12 protein-coding genes are annotated in these 22,730 nt (G+C 68.0%); 8 read left to right on the top strand and 4 right to left on the bottom strand.

Annotated features, from left to right (window positions below; translation table 11 throughout):
* Positions 1 to 811: 811 nt before the first annotated feature.
* The 4 genes from ADK64_RS22330 to ADK64_RS22345 all read left to right on the top strand — a co-directional run bounded on the left by ADK64_RS22330 (position 812) and on the right by ADK64_RS22345 (position 6,819).
* Positions 812 to 2,659 (top strand): DUF262 domain-containing protein, encoded by a 1,848-nt coding sequence (locus tag ADK64_RS22330; RefSeq protein WP_234384670.1) that lies wholly within the window; start codon positions 812 to 814, stop codon positions 2,657 to 2,659.
* Positions 2,643 to 3,701, top strand: coding sequence for a CBS domain-containing protein (locus ADK64_RS22335; protein ID WP_053661621.1), 1,059 nt, complete (start codon positions 2,643 to 2,645; stop codon positions 3,699 to 3,701). Before ADK64_RS22330 ends, ADK64_RS22335 begins: the two co-directional genes overlap by 17 nt.
* Positions 3,702 to 5,527: 1,826 nt before the next feature.
* Positions 5,528 to 5,857: a transposase gene (locus ADK64_RS22340; RefSeq protein WP_053661622.1), complete on the top strand. Its 330-nt coding sequence runs from the start codon at positions 5,528 to 5,530 to the stop codon at positions 5,855 to 5,857.
* Entirely contained in the window at positions 5,845 to 6,819 is a 975-nt protein-coding gene (locus ADK64_RS22345) for an IS3 family transposase (protein ID WP_159046316.1), read from the top strand. The genes ADK64_RS22340 and ADK64_RS22345 overlap by 13 nt, the downstream gene beginning before the upstream one ends.
* Here the strand turns inward: ADK64_RS22345 and ADK64_RS43290 are convergent.
* Both ADK64_RS43290 and ADK64_RS22350 read right to left on the bottom strand, forming a co-directional pair.
* Positions 6,755 to 7,000, bottom strand: a complete 246-nt coding sequence (locus ADK64_RS43290; RefSeq protein WP_078992781.1) for a DUF2283 domain-containing protein — start codon at positions 6,998 to 7,000, stop codon at positions 6,755 to 6,757. The two genes, ADK64_RS22345 and ADK64_RS43290, sit on opposite strands and share 65 nt — an antisense overlap.
* Positions 7,001 to 7,039: 39 nt before the next feature.
* The gene (locus ADK64_RS22350; protein ID WP_053661623.1) at positions 7,040 to 7,801 is read right to left on the bottom strand and encodes an IS5/IS1182 family transposase; all 762 of its coding nucleotides are present in this window, start codon (positions 7,799 to 7,801) and stop codon (positions 7,040 to 7,042) included.
* A 196-nt stretch (positions 7,802 to 7,997) separates the two neighbouring features.
* On the opposite strand from ADK64_RS22350, the gene ADK64_RS22355 reads away from it, so the two are divergent.
* From ADK64_RS22355 to ADK64_RS22370, 4 genes are all read left to right on the top strand, one after another.
* On the top strand, positions 7,998 to 8,774 hold the full coding sequence (locus ADK64_RS22355; RefSeq protein ID WP_053661664.1) for a class I SAM-dependent methyltransferase: 777 nt from the start codon (positions 7,998 to 8,000) through the stop codon (positions 8,772 to 8,774).
* 430 nt (positions 8,775 to 9,204) lie between these two features.
* Positions 9,205 to 11,421, top strand: coding sequence for an SUMF1/EgtB/PvdO family nonheme iron enzyme (locus ADK64_RS22360; RefSeq protein ID WP_234384671.1), 2,217 nt, complete (start codon positions 9,205 to 9,207; stop codon positions 11,419 to 11,421).
* Positions 11,418 to 11,684 carry a hypothetical protein gene (locus ADK64_RS22365; protein WP_053661624.1) on the top strand — a complete coding sequence of 89 codons (267 nt, stop codon included), beginning with the start codon at positions 11,418 to 11,420 and terminating at the stop codon, positions 11,682 to 11,684. Before ADK64_RS22360 ends, ADK64_RS22365 begins: the two co-directional genes overlap by 4 nt.
* A 17-nt stretch (positions 11,685 to 11,701) precedes the next feature.
* Positions 11,702 to 12,964, top strand: coding sequence for a hypothetical protein (locus tag ADK64_RS22370; protein ID WP_234384672.1), 1,263 nt, complete (start codon positions 11,702 to 11,704; stop codon positions 12,962 to 12,964).
* Between the two features lie 184 nt (positions 12,965 to 13,148).
* On the opposite strand, the gene ADK64_RS22375 is transcribed toward ADK64_RS22370, so the two are convergent.
* Both ADK64_RS22375 and ADK64_RS22380 read right to left on the bottom strand, forming a co-directional pair.
* Positions 13,149 to 15,539: a UvrD-helicase domain-containing protein gene (locus ADK64_RS22375; RefSeq protein WP_063789935.1), complete on the bottom strand. Its 2,391-nt coding sequence runs from the start codon at positions 15,537 to 15,539 to the stop codon at positions 13,149 to 13,151.
* On the bottom strand, positions 15,536 to 22,612 hold the full coding sequence (locus tag ADK64_RS22380) for a DEAD/DEAH box helicase (RefSeq protein ID WP_053661627.1): 7,077 nt from the start codon (positions 22,610 to 22,612) through the stop codon (positions 15,536 to 15,538). The genes ADK64_RS22375 and ADK64_RS22380 overlap by 4 nt, the downstream gene beginning before the upstream one ends.
* Between the last annotated feature and the right edge of the window lie 118 nt (positions 22,613 to 22,730).

The raw sequence follows: 22,730 nt of genomic DNA on the forward strand, positions 1-22,730 counted from the left end.
CGATCAGGGCGCGGGCGCGGGTGAGCTGCCAGTTTCTGGAGGCCTCGGGGTCTTGGAGGTCTTCGGTGGAACAGCGTCCGGCGAAGGCGAAGCGGATCACGTGTGGTCAGACCCCCGGCGATTGTGGTGTGCAGCGTGGTGCGGGTGTTATGTGGCGGTCTGTCGTACCTCGATTTGGGTGAGAAGGGCCAGCCGGTCGTGCCCTTTCTAGGCATCTCCGGGGTCGGGGCGTGACTGGTCGGGATTGGTGATCATCGCCTGAAGGAGTTGCAGGAGGGCAATAGCGACGAAGTCGGTAACGGCGGGTGGCTCTTCGGGGAGGGCCACGTGGATCTTCTGGGAGTTGCTTGGACTTGGGTACGGCTCGGATGGGGGCTGGGGCATGCGCTGCTGAGTGTCGGGGGCAGAGGGGCTCGTCGGTGCTGACACATCCGATATAGAGATGGTGCACGTCGTTTTTGCCGTCCTGTGCCAGCCGGTGACCGTTTGGGCAAGGCGGCCGACTGCGGATTTCGTTGGTCCCTTCCGGCTCGGACTGAACCCGGCGTACAGCCCGACTCGTCTGCCATCTGGGCCCTGACCAGGGGAAACGACCTGGTCGGGGCCTTGGTGCGTCTGGGTGGAGTGCCCGCCTGTACCTGCGGTTTCCTGGGAGTTCCCGGGCGATTGTGCACGGGGTGTGCACGCTGGCCGGTGCCCGCGCCCGGAAGCGGCGCAGAGTCCCGTCACGACCATGCGCCCCTTGCAGGCCTGCCACTAACATGTCTTCCCTGTGACGCAGAGGCGCGTCCTTGTCACTGGGGGGTATGGGGTGGCGCTCGACGGGCCCAGCCTGGGCAAGATGCTGGACGATGTTGCGGCGGGGAGGATCCAGCTCCCGGACTTCCAGCGACAATGGAAGTGGGACGACGATCGCATTTCTGCTCTATTGGCGACGGTGACGCTCGACTATCCGCTGGGTGTCGCCATGACTCTGGAGACCGGTGGCGAGGCCCAGTTCAAGGCTCGTCCGCTGCATGGCACCGAGGTCGGCCCGCTTGTCGTCCCGGAACAGTTGCTGCTCGACGGGCAGCAACGGCTTACGTCTTTGTTCCAGGCGCTCAAGTCGGACCGTCCTGTGGAGACGACCGGCGCGCGGAACAAGCCGTTCAAGCGCTGGTACTACATCGACATCGCCAAGGCGGTGGATGACAGGGCGGACCGGGACGAAGCGATCCTGTCTGTTCCGGAGGACAGGATCGTGCGCGGCACGTTCGGCCGTGGCACGGCCTGGGACCTCACAACTCGGGAGAAGGAGTGCGCGGGTGGCCTGTTCCCGTTGAACCTGATCTTTGAGCCGGAGCAGACCGGCAAGTGGCAGCGGAGCTACGTCAGTGCTGCCGACGATCGCTGGGACCTGTGGTCGGCGTTTCAGGCCCGGGTCATCGACACCGTCAAAGGGTTCAAGGTGCCGCTAATCCGGTTGCCGAAGGAAACGCGTAAAGAAGCAGTGTGCTCGGTATTCGAGCGGGTGAACACCGGTGGCGTCGTCCTCAACGTTTTTGAGCTGCTTACGGCGACTTACGCGGGGGACACGCAGTTTGCGGAGCGCAACGGGGGCGAGGACTTCAGCCTCATCGAGGACTGGCGGTCCATCAAGGGCAAACTGTGCTCGGACTACCCCGTGTTCGGGACCCTGGACAAGGATAGCGGTCAGGAAACCGGACTCACGAGCCTCGATTTCCTTCAGGCCATCGCCCTGGTGCGGACGTACCGACGCAAGCACGAGTTCTTGGCGGCACATCCCGGGGCGACGAACGCGCCGGCGGTGAGCTGCAAGCGCCGCGATCTACTGCATCTGCCACTCTCCGACTACACGCAGATTGCACCGAAGACGGCAGAGGCGTTGTCCTGGGCTGGCCGGTTCCTGGCCTCGCAGTACGTGTTCCGCGAACGCGACCTGCCATACGGATCCCAGGTAGTGCCCCTCGCGGCAATCGGTGTCATTCTCGGGGACGCGGTGCAAGAACCGGGCGTCCAGGAAAGGCTCGCACGCTGGTACTGGTGCGGTGTGCTCGGTGAGCTCTACGGGGGCGTCACGGACACCCGGTTCGTCCGGGACGTGGAGCAGGTGGTCGGCTGGATCCGAGACGGCGGTCAGGAACCCGACACCATCACGGAATCAACCTTCCAGGAACAGCGCCTGCACCGGCTCACCTCTCGCAACAGCGCCGCCTACAAGGGCATCCACGCACTGTTCCTTAAGGAGGGGGCGATCGACTGGCTCTTCCACGGAGAGCCGATCAACGAGCAGTCCCTGATCGGGCAGTACGTGGACATCCGCCAGGTCTTCGCGAAGGCCTGGTTCGAGCACAACGGTGTGGACGGCTCCTGGATGACCAGCATCGTGAACAAGACCCCACTGTCCTACCGGGCGCAACAGACCATGGGGACCAGTGCGCCCTCGGCCTACCTGCAGTCCTTCGAACGGCATACCGGCAGTCCGGGCGACTGGCTCGACGACATTGTCGGCACCCATCTCATCGACCCCAAGACGCTGCGTGCGGACGACTTCGAGGCCTTCTACCAGGACAGGACGGCAAGACTTCTGGAACTCGTGGAACGGCAGATGGGCAAACCTGCGGTCCGCGAGGGGGCAGGCGATGTCGATGCTGGATGACGCGACTGTCAAGGGGCTTGAAGGTGCTGCCCTGTCGATCCGAAGCCTGCTGGACCTGTGGGGTTTCCGGGTCCGAGACCACGCGTCCGTTCCGCAGATCCAACTCGATCTGAAGGGCTTCGGCCTGACCACGGTGCCTGACTTCGCGTCCGGTTCTCTGGACGACGAGGTTGCGATCGTCCCCGTCCCTCATGAGCAGGAGACGCCCGCCGACACCGTCGCTGCGGACAGCGGCACTGAACCGAGGCCGGCCGACGGCGCCGAGATCCCTGAGGATTTCGAGGATCTTGAGGAACCAGTCGGCATGTTCCCGCAGGCAGCTATGCGGGTCCACGACCTGCCGTGCGCTCACGGTGTCACCTCGATCGCGCCTGACGATCCTCTACCGCTCGCGATGGGGAGGATGGCCGAGCACGGATACTCGCAACTCCCCGTGATCGATGCGTCAGGGACTCTACACGGGGTCGTCACGTGGGCGTCGATCACCCACATGCATGCGACCGGACGCAAGCCCTGCCTGACCAGTGCGATCAGCGGCGAGTACGAGATCGTTAACGCCTCCGCGCACCTGTTGCCGGTGTTGCCACTCATCCGTGCCCATGAGTTCGTTCTCGTCCGAGCCGCGGATGGGAGGGTGAGCGGCATCGTCACATCCGCTGATCTGGCTGGCGAGTTCGGTACGGTCGCTCGGCCCTTCTTCACCCTGGGGGAGATCGAGCGGCGGTTGCGGCGTTGTCTGGGCCGGGTCTACAGCGAGGCAGACGTCCAGAAGGTGCACAAGAAGAAGAGTTCCGTCGACGAGATGATGTTCGGTGAGTACATCCGGCTTTTGGACAACGAGGAACGCTGGAACAAACTCGGCTGGCCTGGTGTAGACAGGGTTCACTTTATTGGGCTGCTCAGCCGCGTGAAGGACGTCCGTAACACGGTCATGCACTTCAATACCCCCTCACTCAGGTCTGAACAACTGGACCTGCTCGACCGCTTCGTAGGAATGCTGCGGCTCTACGATCCGGACTACGGAATGACCACAAGCGCGTGAAGGCGGATCGTTGTTAATGCAGAGGGCAGCAAAACTCGCTGCCCGGTCTGGCTGTCGGGCGGCCCGGGAACATCCGGCGCCTGACCCATTTCGTGGCTTCGGGGCAGGGAATATCGCCGTTGTCGACACTGCACAGAGCGCGGAGCGCCATCGGATGCATGTCCTGGGCCAATGCTGCATCGCGGACTGTCGGGCGGCCCGCCGAGGTGAACGGCGCCCAGAAAGAAGCGCGTCCGCGGGAAGCGGAATGGTATGTGTAGGTTCGGTCGTCCCCCCACGCGAACCTGACCTGCGCCGGAGCGGGCTTCCGAATGGTGTCGCGGATGCGGCGGCCGAGGCCCAACTGCCCCTCTGCGGAGCATGGAGCCAGCTCGGTGACGGCTCCGGAACGAGCTTCTCCCGGCCGATCGTGCTGCCGTTCCGGGTGATGATGACTTCGCTGTCGTCGATCGTGTAGCGGTAGGGTCGTTCCGCGCAACGCAGCCGTCGTCGCCTTCCTCCGCTGTCATGGCCAGGCCCGTGCTGGGACGTCTGATGAATTTCCCGTAGTAGTACAGGTGATCGCCCGGAGTCCGGCACAGGGTGATCTGCTTGTTGTCCATGCGGTAGGTGCGGACCAGTGTCGCTTCGCCGCCCGGCAGCGTCTTTGCGATACGGGCGGGACGCGAGTGCGCGGCCAGGCCGGACGTGGGGGATGGGCGGGCCTCGATGGCGGACGTGAGGGCGGACAGGCAGCTCGTCACCAGCTTGGGGACGAAGAACAGGACGCCGGCTGCGATGGAGCAGCCCTTGAGCCAACTGCGGCTGCGCTTCCTGTCGACAGGGACACGTACCGGCGCTGTCCGGGGGCGGGAGCCGCAGCCAAGGACCGGTCGTACGACACCCGCTGTAACCTGCGGAGATTTGCTCATCATTACCGTGTCGGCACGTCGATCGAAGACGCGTGTCGTTTTACTTGGTGACCCAGGTCGTCCGAACTGCTTGCTCCACCGGCGGGCCGGTGGAGCCCCTCCATCTACAGCGGGGAACCTAAGAGACCGGGACGACAGCGTTCGCGGCCCGTCGACGCCGTCCAGCCAGAGGGAGTGAGACGGTGGCGTGAACGTGAAAGGGAGCCGAGACGGGACAGGGAGCAGCCAAGAGGAGACAGGGGATGGCGAGCGGGAGAAGCCGGCTCTGCCGCCGGGCGATCGGGCTCGGACGTCTTGGGGTGACGGCGAAAGAGGTGATGCGGGAGCGCTTCCAGCGGTAGTTGGCTGCCGGACGGGTGTCCGGTGACGCGGAGCCGGATCGAGTGGCGGGCCGAACAACTACGGCTGGGTGGTGCTGGCCCGCTGGCGCCGAGTGGGCAAGACCCCGAGCACGGTGGACTGGGCGCATATGAACGGAATGCCGGCTCACTGATGAGGACCACCCGACTCGGATAGGTGCCAGGTGGTGGTCCGGCAGGGTGATGTGGAAGGAGACGTGATCACCGTCGGGGTGCAGGCGGATGACGAGCTGAGTGATCTCAAATAGGCGCCGCAACAGCTGCTCGGGCGCGTCTGTGAGATGACTCGCGAGGAAGGGCAAGGCGCTGAGGAGTCCAAGGATGGCGCCGGTCGCTTCGGCGGGGTCGGCCGCCGTGAAGTTGTGGAGCCTGGCGAGTGTGTTGGTGCGCTGGACTTCGAGGTCGTTGTAGGTGCGGCGAAGGGCAGTGGCGTAGGGGTCGTCGGCGGGGCAGTTTTGCGCCTGCTGCAGGAGGTTGTGCTGGCGGCGCGTGTAGTCGTCCAGCTGAAGGTCCCCTCGTAGCGTGGAGTCCGTGATTGCAGGGGATGTTGAGGCTCATGGGGTCCAAGCAGCAGAAGTACGACACAGAGTTTCGTGAGGGTGCTGTACGCATCGTGATCGAGACGGGAAAGCCGATCCCGGAGGTCGCCGAGGAGTTGGGCATCCATTCCGGGACGCTGCACAGCTGGGTGTCGCGGTGGCGGCGCAACGGCTCGGCTTCCTCCGACCGGCCCACGCCGGCCGAGGCGAGTGGTCGGCTGCGGGAGGCTGAACGTGCCGAGCTGGAGCGGCTGCGGCGGGAGATGGGCGAGAAGAACAAGCGGATCCGTGAGCTGGAGATGGAGCGTGATGTCTTCAAACGCTGCATGGCCTTGTGGGTGAAGTAGCTGCCACGGCCCCGGCCCGGCTGGCCGGGGTGATCAGCGACTGCAAGGCCGAGGACAACATTCCGCACAGCCTCGCGTGCCGCGTGCTGGGCGTGAGTGAGTCGTGGTTCTACAAGTGGCGGGACCGGCCCGTCACTGCCCGCGAGGTGCGGCGCGGCCAGCTGACTGACGCGATCAGGCACGTCTTCGACGGCTCGGGCGGCACCTACGGCTCCCCGAAGATCTGGATCACGCTGATGCGGGAGGGTTGGCGCGTCTCGGTGAACACCGTCGCCAAGACCATGGCCGAACTCGGCCTGGCCGGACGGAAGATCCGCCGACACCCAGGGCTCACCCGGCCCGGCCGACGGGCGGCGGCTCCGGACTTCGTGCGCCGCGACTTCGGCGCTGACGCGCCTGACCAGGTCTGGGCCGGCGATATGACGGAGATCGTCACGAGCGAGGGAAAGCTGTATCTGGCCACAGTGATCGATCTGTTCTCGCGCCGCCTGCTCGGCTACGCGATGGGCGCCCACCACGATGCCGAACTCGTTGTCGCCTCCCTGCACATGGCCAACGCCACCCGCGGCGGCGACGTTAGAGGCGTGATCTTCCACAGCGACAGAGGCTCGGAATACGTCTCCCGCCGCTTCAAGCGGGCCTGCCGCCGGCTTGGCGTGACCCAGTCCATGGGCCGCGTCGGCTCGTGTTTCGACAACGCCGTCAGCGAGGCGTTCAACAGCGTCCTCAAGGTCGAGTACGTCCACCGGCACACCTTTGCCACCCGCACCGAGGCCCGGCTGAAGATCGCCACCTGGATCACCGGCTTCTACAACACCCGCCGACTACACAGCGTGAGCCTTTTCCAGCCTGATCCGGTGGCTTTGCAGGGCAGCACTCGCCGGGCTGCTCCCGGGCTCAACTTCCCTCGGGATCGAGCCGCTCGGCGGCTTGGAGCACGTACTCGGGGAGCTTCGACGTAGCGGCCAGGACCTCGATGCCGATAAGACGGCCCTGCTCGTCGAAGTCGAGGTTGATCATGCCGTCGACATCGATCGGATCGCAGGGATAGGTATGTGCTGATCTCACGCTGACCTGCGGGTCGGTGAAGTATATGTACGCCGCGTTCGCGGTCTTGTCGTAGGTGACTTTGACGTCAGGCACGATGCTGGGGTCCCTTCTGTGTTGTTGATCCCGGTCTCGTCAAGGCGCTGCGAGTTGCAGGGCGAGGATGGCCTTGACGATCGTGGTGATGCGGGTCGTACTGCAACGGAGTTTGCGCAGGAGCCGCCAGGTCTTGAGGGTGGCCATGGCCTGCTCGCCGAGGGCTCGGATCTTGGCGTGGGAGGTGTTCAGGGCTCGCTGGCCTGCGGAGAGTTTGTCCCAGCGACCGCGGTAGGGGACGCGGATGGTGCCGCCGGCTCCTTGGTACGCCTTGTCCGCCCAGCAGCGGACGCCGGTTTGGGTCAAAGCGGCGGGGATGCCGTGGGTGCGGGCGGCCTTTATGTCGTGGACCGCTCCCGGTAGTGCCGGCGAAACCCAGAGCAGGCGGCCGAAGGGGTCGGTGATGACCTGCACGTTCATGCCGTGCTTCTTGTGCTTCCCGGAGTAGAAGGGGCGGTCGGCGGCGATGCGGTCGATCGGAAGCAGGGTGCCATCCAGGATCACGAAGGCTTTCGTCGCCGCGGTGCTGACCGCTTGTTCGAGCGCGGGGGCGAGGGCAGCCAGGACGTCGACGGCTTCACGGATGTAGCGGTAGACGGTGGCGAGGCCGACGTTGAACGCCGCGGCGAGCCGACCGTAGGTGTCGCCGCATCGCAGGTGCGCGAGGGCGAGGAGTGCCTGACGTCCCGCTGGCAGGCGTCGCCACCGGCTCCCGATCTCACGGCGGCGCTGACCCAGGTGACGGGCGAGGAACCGCAGGGTCGAACTGGACAGGTCGATCCCGGACGGGTAGACGAGCACGGAAACTCCTGGCGGACAACGGGTGATCTTGGTCGTGAACCCGTCTACCAGGAGCTTCACCGCGTTGTACAGACCTCCGCGGCCAACCAGCCACCCTCATCACGAGGTTGGAAAAGGCTCACTGTTGCCGCATGAACACGCGCGATAGCCTGCCTTGTGCCGTGTGCGGCACAACCAGCGACACACGAGGGGGATCGTGGAGCGGCGCGATGCGCGAGGGCATTACGAGGAGCTGGCAGCCGAGTACGACGAGCACTGGGTCTACGGTCCGCACTACGTTCCCTGGATGTCCGGCCGGATTGCCGAGGCACTGCGGCTCACGCCCACGGACAGGATCGCCGACGTCGGCTGCGGGACGGGCCTGTTTGCCAGGGAAGTGGCCAACCAGCTCAAGCCTCGACATCCCATTCTGTGCGTCGATCCCTCCGAGGCGATGCTCCGTCAGCTCGGCACGCCGCCTCCGGCTGATCTGAGTCCGGTCGTCGCATCGGCTGAGGACATTGCCGAAGGTCGTACTCGTCTGCCGTACGAGCGGCTCGACGCGATGTGGCTGAAAGAGTCGGTGCACCACGTGGCCGATCCGGCACACACGCTCCGCGGCTTGGCCGACCGGCTCACGCTCGGAGGCCGGCTGTTGGTGGTGATGCTCCCGGCCACCATCCAGTACCCGCTGTTCGAGGCGGCCCTCGCGCGCTTCGAGGAGCTGCAGCCGGACCCGGCCGTGATCGAGGGACATCTGCGGGCGGCTGGGCTGGAAGCCGGTCTCAGTCACGTCGAGCATGAGCTGCGCATCGACCGGGACAAGTACCTCGGCATGGTGCGCTCCCGCTACATGTCCCTGCTCTCCACCTTCAGTGACAGCGAGATCGACAAGGGCATCGAAGAGATGCGCCTGGCTCATCCGGAGCCCGTGCTGGCGTTTCCCGATCGGTTCGCGTTCATCCTCGGCCGGCGATGTGGGGAGTCCGAGTGAGCACGATGGTCGATGAACGGCTGCGACGCCTGCGGAGCGAACTCGACGACCACTCGCGGATCGCTGATCGACTGGGGCTCGATCTGGAACGGCCGTTACGGTCCCTCAACGACGGCTATCCCGAAAATGCAGTTGCCCTGGTCGGAAAGCTCACCGAGAAGCTTCTCAAAGAGTTGTGGCGCCACCACGATGTCGAGGGCGATCCTTCGACGAAGGCCCTGAACGATCTGGTCAAGCGCTGCCGTCCGTACATTCGCAGCAGCACGGTTCTGGACGCACTCGACGACATTCGACGGCTGCGCAACCGGTCCACACACGACGGATACGACATCAGCGACGAGGATGGGCTGCTAGCGGTCCGCAGGCTCGTCGACGTACTGGTTGGTTCACCGACACCGGAAGCGCGGCGCTCCTCGGCAGTGAGCCCGACATGGCCCCCGAGGTCGCCCGCCGCTGCGAGTTCCTCGCAGGGCTGTACGTCACCCTCGGCTACCGGCAGGCCAAGCGATTCGTCCTCAGCCCTGACACCGTGTACCAGCTGTTCTGCCGTGAGTCGGGGATGCGCCTGGAGTACGTGGAGTTGATGCTCTCCCGAGACGCCGACGACCTGAGCACTGTCCTAGCCTCCAGTGACGGGGAGCTGCTGCGCACCCGGCTGCCCAAGCTCACACGGTTCGTCGTCCTGGACGACGACGGTGCGGAGCCCGGCGCCCTCCACCGAATGCTGGGTCTGGACTTCCGGATCGTGCGCTACGACGGCTTCGTCGACACCATCGTCAACCTCGACACCCACCTCGCCGAACTCACCTCCCCCGGCGACCCGGCGGAGCCGCAGACCGCTGTAGCCGCGGCGGCGCTGACCATCGACCCACGCACCGGCGAGTCGACCATGGAGCAGTCCAGCGATGCGGCGAAGCTCCTGGCACGCCTGGCGTGCGGCAGTGCGAACGTCTTGGTCACCGGCCGTCCGGGGAGCGGCAAGAGCACACTTCTGCGCGCACTGGCTACCAACCCCGAGGTCCGCCGCTTCCGCTTCTACTTCGACCTCGGTCTTAAACCGAAGGACGAACCGTTCTCCGAGTACGCGGCCCGCCTCCTCGCGCCAGCCATGACGTCGGACCGCTCGCGCTCCTACGACCTCTTCCTCTACCTCATCCGTTCCGGGACCGCGCTATGCGTGCTGGATGCTGTCGACGAAGGCGTCGACGAACCAAGCTCTGCCGGCTTCCTACGCCTGTTCACCGATCTCGCGGCCGTCCTGTCCGCCGAATCAGCAGTCGTCATGAGTTCACGAGTGTCCTTCCTCGCGGACTCACCGCAGGTTCGTCAGCTGCTGGACAGCGGTGCGGGCCGTTCCGAGCAGCTGGTCGAGCAGATGTACGCCAACGGCCTCGACCCCTCCCGCGTACCGCACTTCCACGTCGTACGCCTGGCCGACCCCGACGCAACTCCGCTCGAGAAGCGTCTCACCAAGGCGCTGAACCTTCCCACGGGGAAGCCACTCGCCGACATCCTGAGCGCTCACATCACGCGGACGTTCACCGAGTGCGGGCAGCCCGATCTGGAGCAGCACCTTCCCGCCACGCTCGGACACGCCTTCCTCACCGACCGCACCGTGTTCTCCCTCCTCGACCTGCACCGCCAGCTGGGGGCCGACGCCTTCAAGCGCGGACGCCTCCATCTCGACGCTTGTGTCCTCGCACCGCTGCTGCGACCGGCCGGGCCCGAGCACGTCGCCTTCGTGCACACGGCGTACCAGGAACTCCTGGCCGCCAGGTTCCTGACCGAGCCGGCGAACCGGGACCTGGCAGCCGACCTTCCCGGCGGCGCCTTCCTCACCGAGCAGGTCCGCGCCTTCCTCGCCGGTGTGTCCAACAGCCCGGAGACCGACGACTGCGTGCTGCCCGCAGGGGCATACCTCGTCGGGCCCGCCGAACGGCTGCTGATCCGCCGCGTCGAGCGCCCCGTACGCTTCGACCGCCACGCCGTGACCGTCGCGCGCTACCGCCGCTTCCTCGACGCCCTCGACCCGGACGGCACCTCACAGTGGGACCACCCCGACCAGCCGGCCGGCGTCACACACCGCCCCTGGACCGACCGACTGCGGCGGCCCGACTACTACGAGAACCCGCGCTACGACGCCCACCCCGCCATCTGTGTCAGCTGGTGGAGCGCACACGCCTTCGCCGCGTTCGAGGACAAACGCCTGCCGACCTCCCTCGAGTGGGAAGCCGCTGCCCGCGGCACCGATGGGCGCCTGTTCCCCTGGGGCGATGCCCTCGACGGTGCCCGCGTCAACTGCGCCGACACGTGGGTCGGCCGGCCTGTGGTGACGTATCAGGCGTGGTATCGGGACTTCGCAGGTGACGCTGTACGGCGGGCCGGGGCGACTCCCGTGGACGAGCGACCGGGCAACCGCTCCCCGTTCGGCGTCGTCGACATGGTGGGCAACTGCTGGGAATGGACATCCACCAGCCTGGACGACCCCGGCGAGGCCGTCATCTGCGGTGGCAGCTACGACAACCCGATGCGAGCCGTGCAGAGCAGCAGCAAGGGCATCTACCGAAAGCGCGGCGCCAGCAACGCAGTCGGCTTCCGGTGCGTGCAAGACCCCGACACGTCCCAGACAGAGGAGATGACGGCATGAGCGGAGGCGGGCCGCGTCAGGGAACCATTGTGGACAGGCGACCAAGCGGCGGAGGGATAAGCGGTGCGCTCGGCTCCTACATCGTCCGGGACGACGAGGACGAGCGGTACTACAGCTTCGACTACCGGCAGATCGTAACCGAAGGATTCCGGACCATCCGCACCGGCGAGCACGTCCGCTTCCACGTCAGCACCGAAAGTCCCGACCGCGCCGAATTCGTCATTCGTCTCAACCAGCCCGACCCAGCCGAGTACTACCGGTGAACCCTCACGAAGCTCCAGTGCTTGAGGAGGTCACGGGCGCGCGCCAGGAGCTGACGGTCGTCCTGCCCGTGGGGCTGTTACGTGTCCCCGACTGGTTCGAAGGTCCCTTCCCCTTCGAGCTGGGCAGCCGCTGCACCGACGCCCGCACCCGGTCCACCTACTTTGCCCCGGCCTCTGCCCGCGCTCTCTACGGGTCACCCGGGCGGCCACGTCGCTGGCACCTGCCGCTGGACGTCAAGCAAGATGGGCTGCATCTCCTGGGCATGGAACTTATCCGCGCGGCCACTGTCCACAATCCGGAACACGCACTGGCCGTCCTGCACTTGAGCGCGGAGAGACCGCTGCTGCCCATACTGCGGGTCCTGGCCGGACGACGGCTGAACCCCATAGACGAGCCGCTCACCGGGCCCTTCGACCCGGCCAAGCTGCTCGCCGGCATCGCTGACGTCCGCGCCCCCAACGCACCCTCCGCCACAGCCCAGCCCTACACCATCGCCTTCATGACCCCGACGCCACAGCAGACCCCCGCCCTCCGCTCCGGGCCGGAAGGGGCGCTGCCTGCGAGCGCGGATCGCTGGCTGTGGCAGCTGGCGTCACGCTCCACCCCGGAGGACTTTCCCCTGCCCCCAGAGACTGCCGGCGAACAGCTCAAGGACGTCGTCAGGATCTCCGCAGACTGGAGTGCCCTCGTACTACGCCAAGGGGCAGCCTTCCTTGGCCACCGAACCGACACCGGCGCGGGCGACTTCTTCGAATTCGCCGCACTGCACTCCCGTACCGTCTACCTCGATGCTTTGCTCCTCGGCGCGCTCCAACGCGATCACATCGACGAGCTCACCGACGAGCTCTCCGAGGTCTTCAACTCATCACAGCTGGCACGCCGGGTTGCCGCACTGGAGAGGAACATCGCCGTCTTCCGCAGCACCTACTGGCGACAGCACCTCACGGCACACGGGGCAGCGAACGATCTGCTGCTCGCCTTCCAGAACCAGCACCGACTCCCCGCGCGCTTCCACGAAATCCTCGCTGAAGCAGCCGACTACAGCAGACTCGTACAGACCCAGGAAGGCCAGCAGATCAGCGGCGCCCTGGGCGCCCTCACCATCCTCGGCTTGCCACTCGGCACAGCCCTCAGCATCCTGCAAGTCCTCGGCGACAACTCCGTGGCACATCTGCTCATCGCGCTGACACTGTCAGTCGCCGCTGCAGCCGGTGCCCTCACCACACGCTACGGGCGCCTGGTCCTGTCATCCCTACGGGGTGGGGACAGCAAGGGGTAGGGCTTGCAGAGAATCAACACGGAGCTCGTCTGCTATTTGGGCTCCTGACCACGAGGAAGGGCCTGGTCAGGAGCCTGGAGCGTCTAGCTGGGGTTCGTGCTTGTATTTGGTTGTGCACTGGGTGTACATGCAGGTCCCGGATGCCAGGGGTATGCCGTCGGGCTGTCGCGACAACGCCCGCATGTCACGCGGCGTTCGAACCCGACGGAGGACCGTCGTCCGTCAACAGGGACGTCGCACGGCTGGCATCGCGGTCGGCGTGCTGGGGCAGGTAGCGACTCGCCCTGCCGTGCCAGGTCACGACCAATTCGTCCCGTGCCCTGGTGGCCGCGACGAACAGCAGGGAACGGGCCCGCTGTTCCTCCTGGCGATACCGGTCGGGGCTGCTCAGCCGGAAGGCTTCGATGCGCTGATGCGGTACCAGGCCTTCACTCACACCTGCCAGGAATACCCGCTGGAATTCCAGCCCCTTGAACCGGTGCATGGTTCCGATGCGTACGGTGTCAGTGTCACGCGGCCCCTCCCGGCCGATCTCGCTCGCGGGGATCAGGAACGGCTTGCACGCCAGGGTGTAGGCGAGTTGTGTGACGGCGGCGTTGTCCGGGACGCTGACGGCCATGGCCGCGTACGGAGTGCCGTAGCGCTCATGGCGCTCCTTGAGCAACGTGGCGATGGCTCGCATTTCGGTCTCCCAGTCGGGAGCACGCCAGTACTGGGGGGCCAGTCCGGTCAGGACGGACCGGTACCCGTCCAGCGTGTCCGGACCGTCGTCGAGATCGTCGAAGCTCTCACCGCGCACGAGACCGTGCGCACTGCCCAAGATCTCCCGCGTGGTGCGGTAATTCAGCGTCAGCCGCCGGGAGGCCCGTCCAGGAGTGCTGATACCGAGCCTGCCCAGTACGACCTGGTGCGAGTAGATGCGCTGATGGGCGTCGCCGACCAGGAAGATGTCGTTCGGCCCGGGCGCCACCATCGCGCGCAGCATCCGCCAGTGCGAGGCCGACAGGTCCTGGGCCTCGTCCACCACGATGTGCTGGTAGCGGGGCTTGAGCCACATGCCGCTGCCAGCCTCACGATGAATGAGGTCGAGGCCGCCGTGCTCCTCCTTGTAGTGTGCCTGCTCGGCGGCCTTGGCCCTGCGGCGTTCCTCAATCCGCGCGGCCTCGTCGGCGATCAGCGCATAGGTGGTGCGCCGGGGTGGACCGTCCAGGAGTGAGCGGTATGTCTGAACCAGCTCCCACACCCGGCTCCGGTCGGCCCGCTGCAGCACACCCCGGCCTCGGCGTTCAGCGCGGAGGTACATGCGGGCGGTACCGCAGCCCTGGGCGAGGATGACGTGCTTGAACTCCGAGTCGAGAAAGTCGGCGTCGTAGTCGAAGACACCGGCCTCGGCGCACGCCCTGTGCCAGAGCGTCATGGCCTCCTCGTCGCCCATGGGCGAACCGAGCACGGAACTCGGATGCTGCTCGACCACTTCCCGGGCGAGCTGGTCCACGGACTTGACGTCGACCCGGCGCACGAGTGCGTCACCGCCGAGCCGGGACAAGCGCTCCTTCAGATCGGCGGCGAGGTTGGTGTTGTACGTGGTCAGCAGTACGGGTCGGGTCTGCCCCGGCGACAGCTGGGCGACGAGGTGCCGGACCCGGTGGAGGGCCACGACGGTCTTGCCGGTGCCCGGCCCGCCGGTGACCTTCGCCGATCCCTTGAACGAAGCGGTGGCGAGCCTGTGCTGTTCGGGGTGGAGGAAGAGTCGCCAGGCATCGAAACTGTCCCCGAGCGCGTCCAGGACGGCCGAGTCCTCCGTACTGACCTGGGAGACGGGCCGTCGCGCCGCCCGGGCCCAGTCCTGCTGATCGACCTCTTCCTCGGCCCGCCACTGGTCGGTAATGAACCTGCGGACCTCGCGCGGCTCCATGCCGTCGTGCAGTGCCAGCAGCACCTCCCGGGTGAGTCCAGGGAGGTTGTGACCGAGTACGGCTTCCAGCTGGCGGCTGTTGGTGACCCGCCGCATGGTGGGCAACAGGGAGGCGATGACACCGAGCCCAACCAGCTCCTCGTCCCCGTAACGGGCGAAGAGAGCTACCGGCAGGGCGGCCGGCGTGGTCTCGGAGGCGGCGGCCTCCGCGCCAGAACCGGTCGCCTCGGCAGCGGGGGACTCCTCGAGCGCGGTTCTCGGTTCCGGACCAGGCTCCGGGCGTGCCGGCATCGCCACCACATTGGCGCTGACCTCGCTCTGGTCGACGAGCTCGACACCGCCCGAGACCGCGTTGATCTCCACGGTCAGCCGGGCGAGTTCGTCTCGCGCCGCCGGGCCGACCCGGACGGCCAGCAGACTGAAGCGGTTCTCCTCGGCCTCCAGCAGCAGCCCCATGCGGCTTCCGTCGAGCGCGGCGAGGAACAGGCGCCCGTTTCCGCCCGCCTCACGCAGAAAGGTCAGCCGCAGCGCACGGTTGGACCGGTCGGCCCGCAGTCGGCGGACGAAGTCGCCCACTGCGTTCTTCGTGGCCGCGTCAAGGCGTCGGATATCTTCGTTGGCCTGCGGTGTAACCGCGACCTGTGTCCTGACATTGCTCATCGCCGGTCCCCTTCCTCTCCGGATGCGCTCTGCTGCCAGTCGCCGAGCAGGGCGACGAGCTCCTCCTCGTCCCAACCGCCCGGGGCCCGGACTTGCCACCCCGCCGCTGCGCACTCCGCCATGTAGGCGTCGTCGGCCGCGTCCTCGTCCAGGACCACCGCGATCCTGCGGTCCGGCCAGGCCAGTTCGAGCGGCCGGGAGACACCGACGGCGTCCCAGCCCGCCTCGGCGGCCCGCACGTCCCCACGCTGCGACAGCGCCTGGGCGAGGGCCTCGATTGCCGGATCACCCACGTACGACAATTCGCGCAGGACGAGTTCCCAGGCGGCGCGTTCCAGCGCAGTGGGGGCCGCGGGGGTCTCGACGGCTTCGGGCGTCGGCCATGCAGGCGCCTCGGCGTCCGCCTCCGGCTCCGCATCCCGGTGTCCCCGCTCCGGCATCGTCACGACGAGCCCCGTGCCCGGGAGCTCTTCACGTAGGGCCGTAAGCAGACCGTCCGCTCGTACGGCGGTGGCCGCCAGCAGTCCTGCGTCGAAGGAGTCCAGCTCACTGCGGGCGAGTTGGAGACCATCGGCCCGGCCCGTCCCGGTCGGATCCAGGAATTGGAGCACGTTCCCCCAGCACAGCCACGCCTTCCAGCATCGCCGGTGCATGGCGCTGTCACCTGCGACGGCCTCGGCACGATCGTCGAGCACGGCCAGCGCGCTCAGCCCCTGAGGTTTCACCCGGGGGTCGCCGATCAACGCCAGAGGCAAACCAGAGGCGTCACGCACGGGATAGAGCTTCAGCCCCTGACCGCTGACCGGGGGCCGGGCATCACCTCGCAGCGTCGCCTCGATCCACGGCACGGCGGCCACGGGGGAGGCGTCGACGACCTCCTCCCGCTTCGCCAGCTGGAGCAGACCCCCGACACAGAGCCTGGCCATCGCGTGCCAGCGTCGGAGATCCGGGTCAGCGAGGAAGGCGAGCAGGGCAGGGATGGCACCGGCGAACAGTCGGTCGATCTCGGCCGGATCCTGCCGCTGCTGTGCCCAGCGCGCCCGGGCCCGACCGCCCGGCGTGACATCGCCCTCGACGGCGTACGGCGGCCACGCGGCCTGCGCCCACGGGCCGGCGAGGGCAGGAGTGAGTACCTGCGCGGCCTCATCCCCGTCCGCCGCCGTACCCCGCCCCGCCCGGGCTCGCAGCTCCTTCTCCCAGGTCATGACGTCGTCCCAGGTGATCTGCCAGACCAGCGTGCCGTCGGCACGCAACCGGGCCCGCTTGGCGGCGTCCCCCGAGATCCGATTCGTCGCCGCGGAGGCGTGCCACCGGTAGCCGTCCAGGTAGATGGCTACCGGCATGGGCGGCGCGCCGTCCGAGGTGGTCTCACCCGCGACGGGGCGCAGCAGCAGATCCGGCACGGTGCCCTGCGCATACAGCGGCTTCTGCGCCACAGACTCCCAGCGGATCGGCGAGCCGTCCCGCCGGCGTAGCGTGAACTGCTTGCCCTGGCGGCCGGTCGGAGTCTCCTCGTGTTCCACTTCCGCCTGGTTGGCGGGATCGGCGAGCCATCGGTCGAGGCAGTCGATGAAGCGCCGCTCAAGGTCGCTCTGCGCCTGCCGGGCGAAGCGGCGCCGGTCCTCCTCCTCAGCCTCAGCGCGGCCCGCCCGACCCTTGCCGACGGGCTTGACGGCCCACCGGCTGCGGCCGTCCTCGCCGAGCACGTCGTCGAGCATCCACAGTGCCTCCCGGAGGTCGAGGAGCCCGTACTCGCGCTCCGGCGCGTACCCCAGCAGGCACAGGTGGCACGCGCGGCGAGACCCGTCCCTGCACGGGCAGTCGCGCAGATACTCCTGGGCAGCCGCCAGCACCGCCCGGAACTCCTCGCCCACACCCTCGACGAGCCGCTGGAGATATCCCGTGCCGCCGGGCAGCGAGTCGTAGAGCACCAGGTAGTTGCGGGTCAGCCCGCTCTCGCGGTCCGGCTCCGTGCTGGGGGTGGACCGGATGTGCGCCGGATCCCCGCCGTAGCGCAGCGCGAGCCCAAGGTGCAGGGCGGCGGAGAAAGAGGCCAGTCGTTCCGGCACGTGCAGGGTCGCGGCGGGGAGCAGGATGCGCAGCGCCTCGGTGTGGTGCTCGGTGGCGGTGATCACCCGCCGGTCCTGTGCGTGGACGGACCGGCCGCGGCGTCGTGTGGGACACCAGGGCCGGTGGTGGGCCAACTCCGGGCGCCCGGCAAGAGATTCGGACAGCTCCTCCTGCACGGGAGCGTGTCCGGGCTCGCGGTCGGTGGCGCCGCCGCACAGCGGACAGAGCACAAAGGGCGTGATGGTGACCTCGGCGCCGGCGAAATAAGTGTCCGGGCGGCGGCTCAGCTTGGCGGGCCCGAGATTGAACCTCCTGATGACCGCCTCGCGCACGTGGTCGACGCCGAAAGTGGCACCCGAGTGCCGCCAGCTCTCCTTGATCGCAGCCGGATCGATGTCCACCGCCGTGGCCGTCGAGTAGTAGCGCCGGTTGCGCGAGTCGTGGTCGTCGATGATCCGGGCGTCGTCCCGTTTGTCCCGGGAGGTGACCTTGTGCGGGACGATCACGTGGTGCAGTGCGGCACGGCCGCCGATGCCGGGTCCAGCACAGCGGGGGCAGGCAGAGGTGTCGGTCTCAGCGTTCCTCGTACGGACGTATCCGCACTCTCGGCAGACCCGCCAGGCGACCACAGTCGAACGCGGGTCCTCCTCGTCCTCCTTGGGGCGCGGCCCGAGATCGAAGCCGTCGATCGTGTGGTGGTAGCCGAGGACGTAGTACGAATTCCCGGGTGCCAGCTCGGTGAGCGCCGACTCGGAGGGCCGCTTGTACGTCCGGGTCTCGGTGCGCCACTGCGACGCGGGTACCTCGTCCGCGTCGGCACCGCGGGCGCGCCGGGCGGGCTCCTTGCGGGTCAGTGAGGCCTCCAGCCGAACGCCGTCCTCCACCAGGCTGTAGTTGGGCAGCAGGCCCCATTCGACGAGGAAGGCCTGTGCCCCCGCCTGCGCGAACTCCTGCTGCTGTTTGGCGACGGCTGCCGCCTCCCGGGCGAGGTTTCGCTTCTCCCTCGCTTCGTCCTCCACGTTCTCGTGCAGTGCCTCCGCCGCCTCGTTGATCAGGGCGCGGCGGTCCACGAGTTCGGCGCGCTCCGCCTCCCACGCCTCCTCAGCGTCCCGCAGGGCGTCGGCCAGCTTCCCCGCGGCATAGCGATGCAGGGCGGCACGGGCATCCCGGGAGACGCCCGAGTCCGGCACTCCGTCGATCTCGGGGAACAGCTTCAGAAACTCTTCGACCAAGTCCCTGCGCCCGGTCACAGCCTGCGCGAACCGCCGCAGCCAGCCGACCCTCCCGAACAGGGCCGTCACCCGGTCGGGCAGTGGGATCACGCCCTCCAGTCGGCCGCGCGCGGCCAAGTCGACGAGATGAGCGACGAACTGGCGGCGCAGCAGCTCGCCCGCCGACAGGAAGCAGCCGGGGGGCAGGATCCGCCCCGCGATCAGCTGCCGCGGCTCGGACAGGTGATACAGAGCGCGCGGGCTGGTGTCGGCCAGCGACACCAACAGCGCGTTTCCCGTCGACCGGCCCGCCCGGCCAACCCGCTGGACGTATCCGGCCGTGCTTGGCGGCAGCGAGGCCAGGACGACCGCCTCCAACTGGCCTATATCGATGCCGAGTTCCAGAGTGGGCGTACAGGAGAGCACATTCGGGTCGGTGTGCCGGACACCTTGCCGGAAGCCCTTCTCGACCTCCTCGCGCTCCTTGCGGCTGAGTACGCCGGTGTGCTCAGCGGCGACCACGCTGTACGGCCCCGCCTCCCGGTACAGCCGCCGGTAGTAGTCCAACCGGTAGTCCCGCCCGGCCCGGCCGGGAGCCTGAAGGGAGGGCACCGCCAGCTGCCCCGCGCAACCCTTGAGCGGACAGGCCAGACCCTGCCACACCCCGACCCGCTCCGGCGGCACAGTCTGCGTCCAGCCGCACTCCGGACAGGCCAGCGCCGCGTGCGCCGTCTGCTCGTCGGTCAGCGGCCGCACCCGGATGTGCCCGGGAGTGAGCCCGTAGACCCCGTGCCCCTTGCCGCTGCCGCCGCCCTTGTCCTCCCCGGTACGCCGGTAGGCCAGGGCGCCGACCTCGCCGTCCGCCAGCCGCGGCAGCAGTTCGGCCAGGTAGCCGGCGGCGAGGGCCCGGTCCATGCCCAGACAGCGTTCGGCGAAGTCGGTGTACCAGCTCTCCCTGGTGTCGACCCGCTCGAAATCCGTCCTGCCTGAGCGTGACCCGACCAGGACGAAGGCCGGCGCCTCCGAGTTACGGCCGAAGGCCTGCATACCCTCGGGGCGCCCGCCCCAGACCGTGTACCGGTTGCGCCCCTCGGCGTCGATGAACCCGTCCAGCCAGGCGTGCCGAATGCCGCCGCTGATCCGCACGTGTTCTAGGAGTCCGCGCACGAACCCCTCGAAGCGCCGTAGCCGGTCCGGCCCGGACGCGGGCAGGACCGGCTGTGCGGCCTCTTCGACTGCCTCCTCGCCTTCTCCCGCCTCCTCGGGTTCCACCGGCAGTTGCCGCCGTAGGTGCTCCTCGTACAGCCCTTCGGCGAGTCGCGCCGCGCGTTCTGGGTCCGGCAGGAACACCTCGGCCGCCACCGTGCGTGTGAGCTCCAGGGTCCGGCCCAGCCGCGAGTCCAGCCCGAACTCCAGCAGGGTGTTGAACGCCAACCGCTCACCGACCAGGTCCCACGTCCCCTTGGGCAGCCGCTTCTTGCCGGCCAGGAGCCGCTTCACCCGGTCCACGTCGTGCAGGTCTGGCGGCACAACCGAGGCCAGCAGCTTCTCCTTGTCCACGGAGGCCCGCTTGACCAGCGAGGCGATCAGCTCGTTGAGCGGTACGCCGTTCTCGGCGAAGCCCGTTTCCTCCGCCGAGCGCTCCGTCAACTGCTCCTGGACGAGCGCCCGCAACGAGAACTTCCAGGCCCGCGATGCCACGAACCCGGCCCGGTGGGCCGCGTCCTGCACAGAGTCGTTGAAGATGAGGGTCTTGCGCCGGTCGTTGCCCTCCGCGTCCTCCTTCGGTAGTTCCCCGCCGGTGAACAGCTGCGTGACGGCCACTGAGGCGAGCGGGGCCACACCGGCACCGAGGAAGCGGATGCCCTGCGCCTGCCCGCATGCCGGGCATCGGTCCTGCTTCGCGTACTCGTCCCGGTCGGCGTTGTCGAACCACGTCTTGACGAACACCCCGTTCTCCGGCGCCTCGGCGATCGAGCCGTCGGCGCGGAACACCTCGTCGGGGTCGATCCGGCGCAGCGCCTCCCCGCTGTCCTCGAGGACCAGCACGGTCGCCTCACGGGTCGCCGCCCGCCGCCCGCGCCGCATGCTCCGGGCGAGTGCCTGCCGCGCCTGCTCGGCCGCCTCGGTGGGAGTCGCCGCGATGAGAGCCCGTACGCGGGCCTTGCCGGTGCCGCCGCCCGCGCTGAGCCGGTAGATGTCGTCGGGCGCGGTGACTAGCGAGTTCGGGTTCCGCTCGGGGCTGATGGCGCTCCAGCCTGACCGCCCGCAGTGCCGGCAGTACGCGGACGGCAGCCGCCCGGCCCGCGCCACGGCCCGGCGCCGCTCCTCTTGCGCGGCCGAGGCGACGGCGGCGGTGGCGGCCTGGTCGGCGTCCGTCCAGGAGAAGACGGGCTTCGGTGAGACGAACCGCAGGACGCGAGAGAGCGAGCGCACCCACAGGTGTGTCTCGACGAGCAGCAGGGGCCGTTCCTGATCGTCGGGCGCTCCTGGGTCGCGGGCCACCGAGATCAGTGCGATGAACCGGGCCAGCGCCTCTGTGGCGGCCTCTGGGTCCTGGGCCGCCGTCACGCGCCAAGCGGAGCTGGTGGGGAAGGCGGCCAGGATCTCCTCGGCGGTGAGCGGTTGGTCCACGTCGGCGGTCAGTAGATCGTGGGTGATCGGGTGCGCGAGGAGGCGGCGCCCCATCTCGCGTGCGTCGGAGGTGTCGCAGCCGAGCACCGCGTGGGCGACGGCGTCGAGCCCGCCGTCACCGGCGGCGGGATCGGGAAGGGCCACGAGATCGTCGGGGGAGGGCAGCGGCAGCGTCAGGTCGACGGGGGAGAGGAAGGAGTTCAGGTCCCGCCGGTCCTCCCCGACCACCGAGTCGTCCGGGAACCGCACGCCGAACACTTGCGAGGCCACGTCCAGCATCGCGCGGGGACCGCCCGCGCCGCCCTGGTCCTGTCGGTCGCGTACAGGCGACTCGCCGAGGGTCGCTGAGGTGGCCACCGGGCAGATCGAGCCCAGCGGGCGGCCTTCCTCAGCGGCCCCGACGACCGCGCCGAGGCGCCGCAGAAGCATGGCGACGTCCGTGCCCTGGGCACCGTCGTAGGTGTGGAACTCGTCGATCACGATGTACGCGAGATCGGCGTCGGCCCACAGCGGGGCGTCCTGCTGCCGCTGGAGCAGCAGATCCAGCATCTTGTAGTTCGTGATCAGGATGTCCGGCGGATTCCGCCGGATCTCGGCCCGGTCCACCGCGACCCGCCCGTATGGGGAACCGTTCTTTGTGGAGCTCGCCTCACCGATGTAGAGCCCGGCGGTCACGTCCTCCAGGCGCTCGTCGCGCAGCAGCTTGCCGATCCGGTCGGCTTGGTCGCCGGCCAGGGCGTTCATCGGGTAGAGCAGTACGGCCTTGATCCCGTGCTTGCCGGCCGCCTTGGCGCGACGGCAGTGGTCGATGACAGGGATGAGGAAGGACTCTGTCTTGCCGGAGCCAGTGCCGGTAGTGACGAGCGTGGGCTGCGGGGTGTGGCCGCCCTTGGTGGTGAGCCGGGCGAACGCCTCAGCCTGGTGCGCGTACGGCCAGAAATCGCTCTTCCACCAGTCGAGGTGCTGCTGCCATCCGTTCTCGGCGGCTCGGAACGGGCGACGGATCCGGAGGTAAGGCCCACGGAACAGCCCGTTGGCTGGGTCGGTGAGGAAGTCGGTGAGCGCATTCTGGGTGGCGGGCTCGGCCAGCGCGAACGTGGTGGTCAGATACTCGACCGTGGTGTCGCGCAGTGCCTGCGCGGCGAGTGTGGGTCTCATGGCGCCCGCCGGCCCTCCCCGTTACGTCCTGCTCCGGTACTGCCCCGGACTCGTGTCACCGATCGTGGGTGATAGCTTCGCCCCCGATCTGGACCACTTTACGTGTGGGGTCCGACAG

The organism is Streptomyces sp. MMG1121 (assembly GCF_001280015.1).
Lineage (GTDB): Bacteria > Actinomycetota > Actinomycetes > Streptomycetales > Streptomycetaceae > Streptomyces.